Source organism: Pseudomonas sp. GW821-FHT02H09 (genome assembly GCF_059421425.1).
Window position 1 is genome coordinate 355,256 of sequence record NZ_JBWKVA010000004.1, and the last position, 8,229, is coordinate 363,484.

Consider the following 8,229-nt stretch of genomic DNA (forward strand, 5'->3'; position numbering starts at 1 on the left):
TCGGGGCGCTTTGCCCGGCCACACGAGGCGGAGCCCATGCGAGGTTGCATGGCCTGCCGCTACCGTTACGCTTCGTCCATCACCGGATTGACCAGTTTGCCGATACCTTCGATTGAGACCTCAACCACGTCACCGGGCTTGAGGTAGACCTTGGGGGTCATGCCAAAGCCGACGCCAGCCGGAGTGCCGCTCACTATTACGTCGCCGGCCTCCAGGGTGAGCGCTTCGCTGAGGGTGGAGATGATGGTCGCTACATCAAAGATCATGTCCTTGGTATTGACCCACTGAACGAGTTTTCCATTAACGCGGGGTTCCAGCCGCAAGTCCTTGCCGCCGGAGGGCGGACACGTAACGACGCGACAACTACCTTGAAAAACGCCGCTGGGCGCGTACATGACGGTGAGCGCACCGCCGTCATGTACTCGCTGATCGTCAGCCCAAGTTCAATGGATATATCCCCACGCCGATCTGCGCCATGTGCAACCAGCCATCGCCGACTATCCACGAACTTCGAAGCTTTGCTCTCCCCGAAATGTTGAAACACTCCGCCAAATGGCAATCCGAAATGGCGCTATTAGTACAGTGGGGAAAGTTTCGACATAAAGTCCATCTCCAGCTCACCTTCATAAGTTTCAGCACCAACCTTCAATGCCTCCGCCACACGCGCTTGCGCCACGTCGTGAGCGACACTCAAATCTGACTCATGGGCTTCAACCAGCAGTCCCTCTGCCAAGGAGCCAAATGCTCCAATATCCACGGCTGCCTTGGTATGAGCAATGGCATGCGCAGGGAATGAGGCGATTCGGTGAGCGAGTTCCTCGACAAAAGGTGTCAACTCCTGCGCCGGTAACGCTCGATTGATAAAGCCATAACGTTCAGCCTGCTCCGCCGAAAAATCGTTGCAACCCAAAAGCACCTCCAAGGCGCGTCCCCTCCCGACGAGCCGTGGCAATCTTTGCGTACTGCCACCGCCCGGAACAAGCCCAACGGCGACCTCTGGCTGGGAGAAAACCGCTTTGCCTTGGGCAGCAAAGCACATGTCCATAGCCAGTGCGATCTCGCTCCCTCCTCCCCGAGCCCGTCCTTCGATTTTTGCAATGGTTACCTTAGGCATGTTCTTGAACCGTTCGCCGATCATCTGTGTAAGGCGAAAGCTGCGGGTATGGGAAACAGTTTTGGGAGCGGCTCCAACCCTCCCCAATCCAGAGTGAGCTATAAAGAAATCAGGAAGTTCGCTCTGTAGGACCACGACTCGGACACTCTCATCGACCTCGAGTTCTTTGCCAAGTTTGTCGAACTCCAACGACAGCACTTCATCAAGAAGATTTATCGGTGGGTGATTGATGCTGACGAATGCAATTCCAGAATCAAACCTGAACCGGAAGCATTTGTAATCAGAATATCGCATGATACTGGCTCCATTTTGGTGATCGCTTCGGTAAACCATTTCGGCATGGTTTATGTTCTCGTTCTCGTGACATTACGCAGATATGCCAACTCGCCAGATTCGAAATCAATGCCAAAAAACCGTTCGATGCAAAACTCTCTTGGCACCACAGTGCGATGCGGAAATCGTCTGCGCACTCGCCAGCGTAAAAAAATGGTGACCGTTTCCAGTACAGACGGCACCCCACCAAACATGAGGGCGTTAAAAGCACTGGGTTCAATTACTCATCCACAATAGGGTTTACCAAGCTACCCAGACCTTCCGAAGTTACGACACAGGTGTCACCTGGCTTCATCCAAAGCGGCGGCGTACGTGCCATACCGATACCGGAGGGGGTACCTGAAACAATCAGGTCGCCTGGGGCTAGTGTCATCACTTCGCTGACAGTTTCGATGAGCGTCGCCACATCAAAAACCATGTCGTTGGTATTACCTTCCTGAACGACCTGGCCGTTCAGCAGTGTTTGCAGTTTCAGCCCCTTCACACCGGCAGGCAGTTCATCTGCCGTCACGATGTAAGGACCAAATGAGCCCGTACCGTCGAAGTTCTTGCCCATTGTCCACTGGGGCGTACGCATCTGATAATCGCGTAAGGTCGCGTCGTTGAACAAAGAGTATCCAAAGACATGTGTTAACGCCGAGGTCTTCGCAATTGCCCGTCCACCCTTACCGATAACGATGACGATCTCCCCCTCGTAGTCGAGTTTTTGGGACACTTTGGGCCGGACGATTGGTTGGCGGTGTCCGATGAGGCTCGATGAGAAACGCGAGAAAATGGTTGGGTAATCTGGTTGTGCCAATCCCGCCTCGCTCGTGTGGTCACGATAGTTCAATCCGATACACACGATTTTTTCGGGTGAACTGAGCGGGGGAAGTTGGTCGCAGGTTGCGAAATCCACGGGCTCCCCTTGCAACAGTCGTGCGCCAAGCAAAGCGACTGCCTCCTCGCCTGCAAGTAGAGCGTTACCAAGGTCGCCAAATTCCGGAATGTCAGCGAGAAAGAATCCATAGAACTCTTCTCCTTTTGCCGCTGCAGCTAGCCCGACACGACCATCTTTGGCAAAGCGCATAAATTTCATGATCGGCCCTTCAATTTAAAGTGAGATCGGTTAACGAGGGAGCGGCGCACTCAGATATCTCGGGTGCATTGCTCCAGACTAAAGACGAAAGACTCATAGGGTTTACCCGTAACATGCCGCAGCCCCATTTCGCATGTACGGTTTGCCGACACGTAGGCGTCTGCTGTCGTCGCATCCACATAGGCATGCTCTTCTCGCGTAGCTGACGCTACCAACTCTGGATGCAAGAGGCCTCGGTCGCCCGCGGTGCCACAGCAAGTCGCGCCAATCGGGACGACGACTTCCTGCGCCATGTGCTGAGCCACCTGCTTGAGTTGGCCCGACAGATTGAGGTGCAACATCGCGCAGGTAGGATGCAAGATAATGCACTTCAATGGCGTGCTTACCTTGAGGTTGGGTAGGAGGCTGGCACACCAGGTTACTGAATCGATAATGCTCAGGCGCGAATAGCGCTCGCGCAGTTCAGGGGTAAGATGCTCAGCTATCCCGCTCACCAGGCCGTGAGTACAAGATGCCGCGTCGACCACAACTGGCAAGCGAGCTTCATCGGTCCACCGCAAAAGTGCCTGCGCAATCGCATTGGCCATGAAGTCATGCGCAGCAACGAAACCCTTTGAACTGAACGGCGTCGCACAGCAGAGTCCACCGATGTCCGGCGGAATCCACAGCTTTTGCCCGCCGCGATGCGAGACCCGAACGAGGGCCTCCTGAATCGATATCGCGTCGCGAGCGGTGTCGGGGTCACGGCCAAACATTCGATTGACGCACGCGGTGAAGTAGACCGCATCAGCGCCTTCGCGGACGGTCTCTGGCATACGGCTTGCGGCCGGCTTCGGCATCGGTCCCGGCACGGTAGGGAGGATATCGGCGCTAACAAATATTCGCGCCGTGTCTGCAATCGCTTTCACTGGCCGCCAACCAAAAGTATTGCCCAGAATTTTCACACCAGTGAGTGCGACGGTGCTAACGCGCTCGACAGCGCTCCATTTTTTGGCAACGGACAGGGCCACGTTCTCGGAGGTCTCGCTCTGTGAACGCCGGCGAAACTCGCGCATCAATTCGCCCGTGTTGATTCCAATGGGACAAGGCACCGAACAAGACCCGTCACCGGCGCAGGTTTGAATGGCGTCGTATTGATATTGTTCCTGGAGCCGTCGCAAGATCGGAGAATCCTCCCTCTGTCGGGCCATTTCCCGGCGCACAACGATACGCTGTCGCGGTGTCATGGAAACGTTTCGGCTCGGACACACTGGCTCGCAAAAACCGCATTCGATGCACTGATTGGCATTGGAAACGCCTTCTATCGTCGGGAGCGACTTGAAGGATTTCAGATGAATATCCTGGTCCCGGGAGAGGATAACGTTGGGTGCGAGAATGCCATGCGGATCAGCTAGGCTCTTGACTCGCCACATGATGTTTGTCGCCCGCTCCCCCCATTCGTGGGTGATAAACGGTGCCATATTCAACCCGGTTCCATGCTCTGCTTTCAGGGAACCGTCGTATTTGCGCACCACGAGGTCGACAAGTTCCTCCATAAACTTTGCATAGGTAGCTCTGCCCTCTTCCTCATCAAATCGCGCGATCAGAGTGAAGTGAAGATTGCCATGGGCCGCGTGCCCTGCAACTCCAGGCATAAACCCGTGTTTGCGCAATAGGTCTTGCAGGTCATGGGCTGCGCTAGCCAGTAGTAGCGGGGGGAAACACACGTCTTCGGTGATAAGCAAGGAACCCAGTGGTCGCTGCTTGCCAATCAGGCCCAGCAGCCCCTCCCTTACATGCCAAGCGAGCTCGATTGCCTCCGCGTGACTGGTAAAGGTTAAATCTCCCAGCAGCGTGACTTGGTCAGTCAGGTGCATGACGAGAGCTTGCTTTTCGGTCAGGCTGTCCTCGTCGCTGGCCCCGATCTCGATCAGCAGGGCAGCTGCCTCCAAGTCGAGCGATTTCCAGTATTCAGGCGTGCCGGGGAACGCTGCAGCCGCAGCCCGTAAGGCCGGTGCGATCATCAATTCGACTGCGCTGGCCCCGAGCGCAACCAGTTCCGGCACGAGCGCAATTGCGTCATTAATGGAAGGAACGGCAATCCATGCGACGCTGGTGACCGCCGGAAGCTCAACAGTACTAAATGTCACATCCGAGATGAATCCAAGCGTCCCTTCCGAGCCCACCAGGAGGCGACGGAATATCTCCAGGGGAGAGCGACCATCCAGGAATGCGTCAAGGCGGTAGCCATGGGTATTTCTGATGGAGTATTTCCGACGAATTCGTCCGACAAGTTCCTCGTCTGCAAGGATCTCCGCTTGTAGCGCCATCAGCCCATTCGCCAGCTCGGGCTCGCTTGCCTGGAAGCGTTGCTCCGCATCTGGGTCCGACGTGTCGATTTTCGTTCCGGATACCAGCACGAACGTTAGCGCGCTAACGGTTTGATAGGCATTTTGAGCAATGGTGCAGCGCATACCGCCTGAATTGTTTGAAACCACGCCACCAAGCGTACACGCTGCGGAACTTGCCGGGTCCGGCCCAATCTTGCGACCGTACGGTGCAAGATGCGCGTTTGCATGCGATAGGATGGTTCCGACACCAGCCTTTACGCTGAGCCCCCCCTCTCCGATGCCCTTGATGCCGCCGAAAAACTTCCGCACGTCGATGAGGATTTCATCTGACAATGCTTGCCCGTTCAGACTGGTTCCCGCAGCGCGAAAAGTGGCGTGTCGACCTGTTTCTGAACAGAATCGAAGGACTTTCGCTACATCGTCCTCATCGTGCGCGACGACCACGACTTGCGGCACTAGCCGATATGGGCTGGCATCTGAGGCATAGCGGACCAGATCAACCAGTCGATGCAGTACGCGGTCGGGTCCAAGTAGCTGCTCCAGAGCTTGCCTCAACGGCGCGGGCGTTCCATCACACAGCTCGTCCGGAACAGCATCCGGCGAGCCCGAACCCGGCGGCCTGCCAATTTTCGCAGGGTCTACGGAAAGAAGCTTTTTCATTTTTGAGCTCATGAATGATGATGTGGGAACTAAATGATGGGGAGGTCAGATGGCCTCTCCGTCAAACCCGCAGCTATTCAACTCGAATTTGTAGCAAGTTTTAGCCTAGCCATAATTGTTACGTCATGTTACGAGGGCCTACCTCCTTCGACGAAGGGTATAGGCCACCTTCTGAGCACACAAAACACATACCAATGAGTGTTGATCGGCAAACGTTCTACCGTTGAGACACCGAGGCCGGGACGCCTACCTTGATTGCCAGTTCCTTGGCATGGGTCACATTGACCCACCAGCCGAAGGTTGCAGCGGTGAAGAACATGAGGACGCTGTAAATGGCTGCCGGAATGGCCATGGTCGGGTTGTTCAGCAACGTAGGGCTGAGCGCCAGGGCGATAGCCAGAGCGCCATTGTGAATACCAATTTCCATGCCTATGGCCACTGCCTGGCGCTGCGGCAACTGGAACAGGCGTGGCACCCAGTAGCCGATGCCGAGGCTGAGCAAATTGAACAGCAATGCGGCCATACCTACTACAGGGGCGTAGTCCAATACCGTCTGCCAATCTTTGACTAAGGCGAGTACTACGGTGACTACAAGGAACAGCGCGGAAATGATCTTCATCGGGCGCTCCATGAGTACGGCAAAGTGTGCCGCCAGTTTGCGTACCAGCATGCCCACCGCTACCGGCACCAAGACAATGGCGAATACCTGCACGACTTTTGTAAATTGCAATGGAATGGCCTGACCATCTGCCATGAAATACATCAGTGACCAATTGACGAGCAATGGCATGGTCAGAATCGCGACCACCGAGTTCACTGCCGTCAGGGTGACATTCAGTGCCACATCACCGTGCGCCAAGTGGCTGTAGAGGTTGGCAGAGGTACCGCCTGGGGAGGCAGCCAGAAGCATGAGGCCCACGGCCAGTACCGGTGCCAGAGCAAAACACTCAGCAATGAGGAAGCAGAAAAACGGCAGCAGGATTAACTGGCAGACCAAACCGATCAGGACAGGCTTGGGAAACTTCACTACTCGGACAAAATCCGCCGGGGTGAGCGACAACCCCAGTCCAAGCATGATGAAGCCTAGGGCAATGGGGAGGAATGTAGTCAGCAAGGGCGATGCCATCATTATTGTTGTACTCGCAGCAAGGCAAGCCCGGCGGTTAACCGGGATGCAAAGGGCCTGGTGGTCTGGCCGGACAAACCGAAGCTTGTACCTTGGCCGGTACGTTACTGGTTGTAACCTTTGCGTTGATTGGGCTGCCAAGGAGTCTAGTGATGGGGGAGACGGACGAAATTCTCCTTGCCAGCCAGACCGATTGCCTTGCCGGCCAAATAAAGACCTTATGAAGCATCAATATCATTGGAGGGCCGGTACTTCGGCGTTCCTGGATACCGCAAAGGTCCCGCCTATGTACCCTTGTGGCGCTAGCGCGCGGTGCTGAAAGACCGCCGGGGGGCGAGACAGGTCAACCCCTTCAGGCGCTGTTGCCCCCGCGTCACAAGCTGTTGTCTCGAGTGTTGGTGCTGGTGTAAAACTGCTGCGCCTGAATCGAGTAGGAGCCTGCAGATGAGTCAGCGTACTACTTCCTCCAGTTGGGCTAGCGCCATTGTCCGATCCCTGGAAATCGGCGGTGTCGACTGCCGCAGTCTGTTCGAACGTCTTGGGATGGATTATTCCGCTCTGAGCGACTCCGAAGCACGCTTCCCACAGGATTGCATGACGGGCCTATGGCATCTGGCGGTAGAAACTTCTGGAAATCCGGTCATTGCCCTGAACATGGCCCAGGTGGTGCGACCATCCTCCTTCCATGTGGTCGGCTATGCATTGATGTCCAGCCGCAACTTGCATGAGGGCATTTCTAGTCTGGTCCGCTATCAGCGCATCATTGGCGAGAGTGCAGATCTCAGCTTTCACCCTACGTCGGACGGCTATGAGTTGACTCTGGCAATTCATGGCGATCGCTTGCCTTCTGCCAGGGAAAGCGCGGAGGGGTCGCTGGCCTATATTCTGGCCTTTTGCCGCTGGCTAGCGTGTCGCCCATTGACTCCTCGCCTTGTCAGCTTTAGCGGACCTGCGCCGGCTAATCTGAAGCCATATTGCGAGGTGTTTCAAGCACCACTGAAGTTCAATGCCGAGCACTATGCATTGTTGTTCGACCGCACCGATCTGGATGCCCCGCTGCATTCTGCTAACGAGGCCTTGGCGCAATTGCACGAACGCTTCGCTGGCGAGTATCTGGCGCGCTTTTCGGACGGTCAGATCACCCACCAGGTGCGTCAGTTGCTCTGTCGTTTGCTACCCAAAGGTGAGCCCAAACGTGAAGTGGTGGCCCAGACAATATTAATGTCTGAGCGTACCTTGCAGCGCCGCCTGCTAGCGGAGGGAACCGGTTTTCATCAACTGCTCGATGGTACTCGCCGAGAGCTGGCCAGCCAGTACCTGGTCCAGCCCAATCTAACCCTGCAGGAAATTTCCTATCTGCTGGGCTTCGCCGCTCCAAGCAATTTCTTCCGCGCCTTCCGCCGCTGGTTCAATACCACACCTAATGAGTACCGGGCAGGTCTGTAGGGAGTTGAGCGATACGCTCGTTAAGCGCCTGAGCAGCGGACAGCGACGCCCCTGATGGAATGCCAGAGCGAAGGAACACCGAGCCTGAGCGAGGTGCCGGACGCTTGGGGCGAAGCCTTTTGCTTACTTTTCGGCGTCTGGA

The 8,229-nt window shown here is 55.9% G+C and carries 6 protein-coding genes; 1 reads left to right on the forward strand and 5 read right to left on the reverse strand.

Annotation, left to right across the window (positions count from 1 at the left end):
- Positions 1–65: 65 nt before the first annotated feature.
- From AC07VR_RS07820 to AC07VR_RS07840, 5 genes are all read right to left on the reverse strand, one after another.
- The gene (locus AC07VR_RS07820; RefSeq protein ID WP_495010921.1) at positions 66–323 is read right to left on the reverse strand and encodes a fumarylacetoacetate hydrolase family protein; all 258 of its coding nucleotides are present in this window, start codon (positions 321–323) and stop codon (positions 66–68) included.
- Between the two features lie 251 nt (positions 324–574).
- Positions 575–1,408, reverse strand: coding sequence for an enoyl-CoA hydratase/isomerase family protein (locus tag AC07VR_RS07825; protein WP_494995234.1), 834 nt, complete (start codon positions 1,406–1,408; stop codon positions 575–577).
- A gap of 259 nt (positions 1,409–1,667) precedes the next feature.
- Positions 1,668–2,525: a fumarylacetoacetate hydrolase family protein gene (locus tag AC07VR_RS07830; RefSeq protein ID WP_495010922.1), complete on the reverse strand. Its 858-nt coding sequence runs from the start codon at positions 2,523–2,525 to the stop codon at positions 1,668–1,670.
- 50 nt (positions 2,526–2,575) lie between these two features.
- Positions 2,576–5,515 (reverse strand): FAD-binding and (Fe-S)-binding domain-containing protein, encoded by a 2,940-nt coding sequence (locus AC07VR_RS07835; RefSeq protein ID WP_495010923.1) that lies wholly within the window; start codon positions 5,513–5,515, stop codon positions 2,576–2,578.
- Between the two features lie 217 nt (positions 5,516–5,732).
- Positions 5,733–6,644, reverse strand: a complete 912-nt coding sequence (locus AC07VR_RS07840; RefSeq protein WP_495010924.1) for a bile acid:sodium symporter family protein — start codon at positions 6,642–6,644, stop codon at positions 5,733–5,735.
- A 441-nt stretch (positions 6,645–7,085) separates the two neighbouring features.
- Here AC07VR_RS07840 and AC07VR_RS07845 point away from each other — a divergent pair, with 441 nt between their 5' ends.
- The gene (locus AC07VR_RS07845) at positions 7,086–8,087 is read left to right on the forward strand and encodes an AraC family transcriptional regulator (protein ID WP_494995230.1); all 1,002 of its coding nucleotides are present in this window, start codon (positions 7,086–7,088) and stop codon (positions 8,085–8,087) included.
- Positions 8,088–8,229: the final 142 nt, after the last annotated feature.

Excerpts from the sequence above, each read along its gene's own strand:
- AC07VR_RS07845 (WP_494995230.1), top strand. The coding sequence starts at position 7,086 with ATGAGTCAGCGTACTACTTCCTCCAGTTGGGCTAGCGCCATTGTCCGA.
- AC07VR_RS07840 (WP_495010924.1), bottom strand. The coding sequence starts at position 6,644 with ATGATGGCATCGCCCTTGCTGACTACATTCCTCCCCATTGCCCTAGGC.
- AC07VR_RS07825 (WP_494995234.1), bottom strand. The coding sequence starts at position 1,408 with ATGCGATATTCTGATTACAAATGCTTCCGGTTCAGGTTTGATTCTGGA.
- AC07VR_RS07835 (WP_495010923.1), bottom strand. The coding sequence starts at position 5,515 with ATGAAAAAGCTTCTTTCCGTAGACCCTGCGAAAATTGGCAGGCCGCCG.
- AC07VR_RS07830 (WP_495010922.1), bottom strand. The coding sequence starts at position 2,525 with ATGAAATTTATGCGCTTTGCCAAAGATGGTCGTGTCGGGCTAGCTGCA.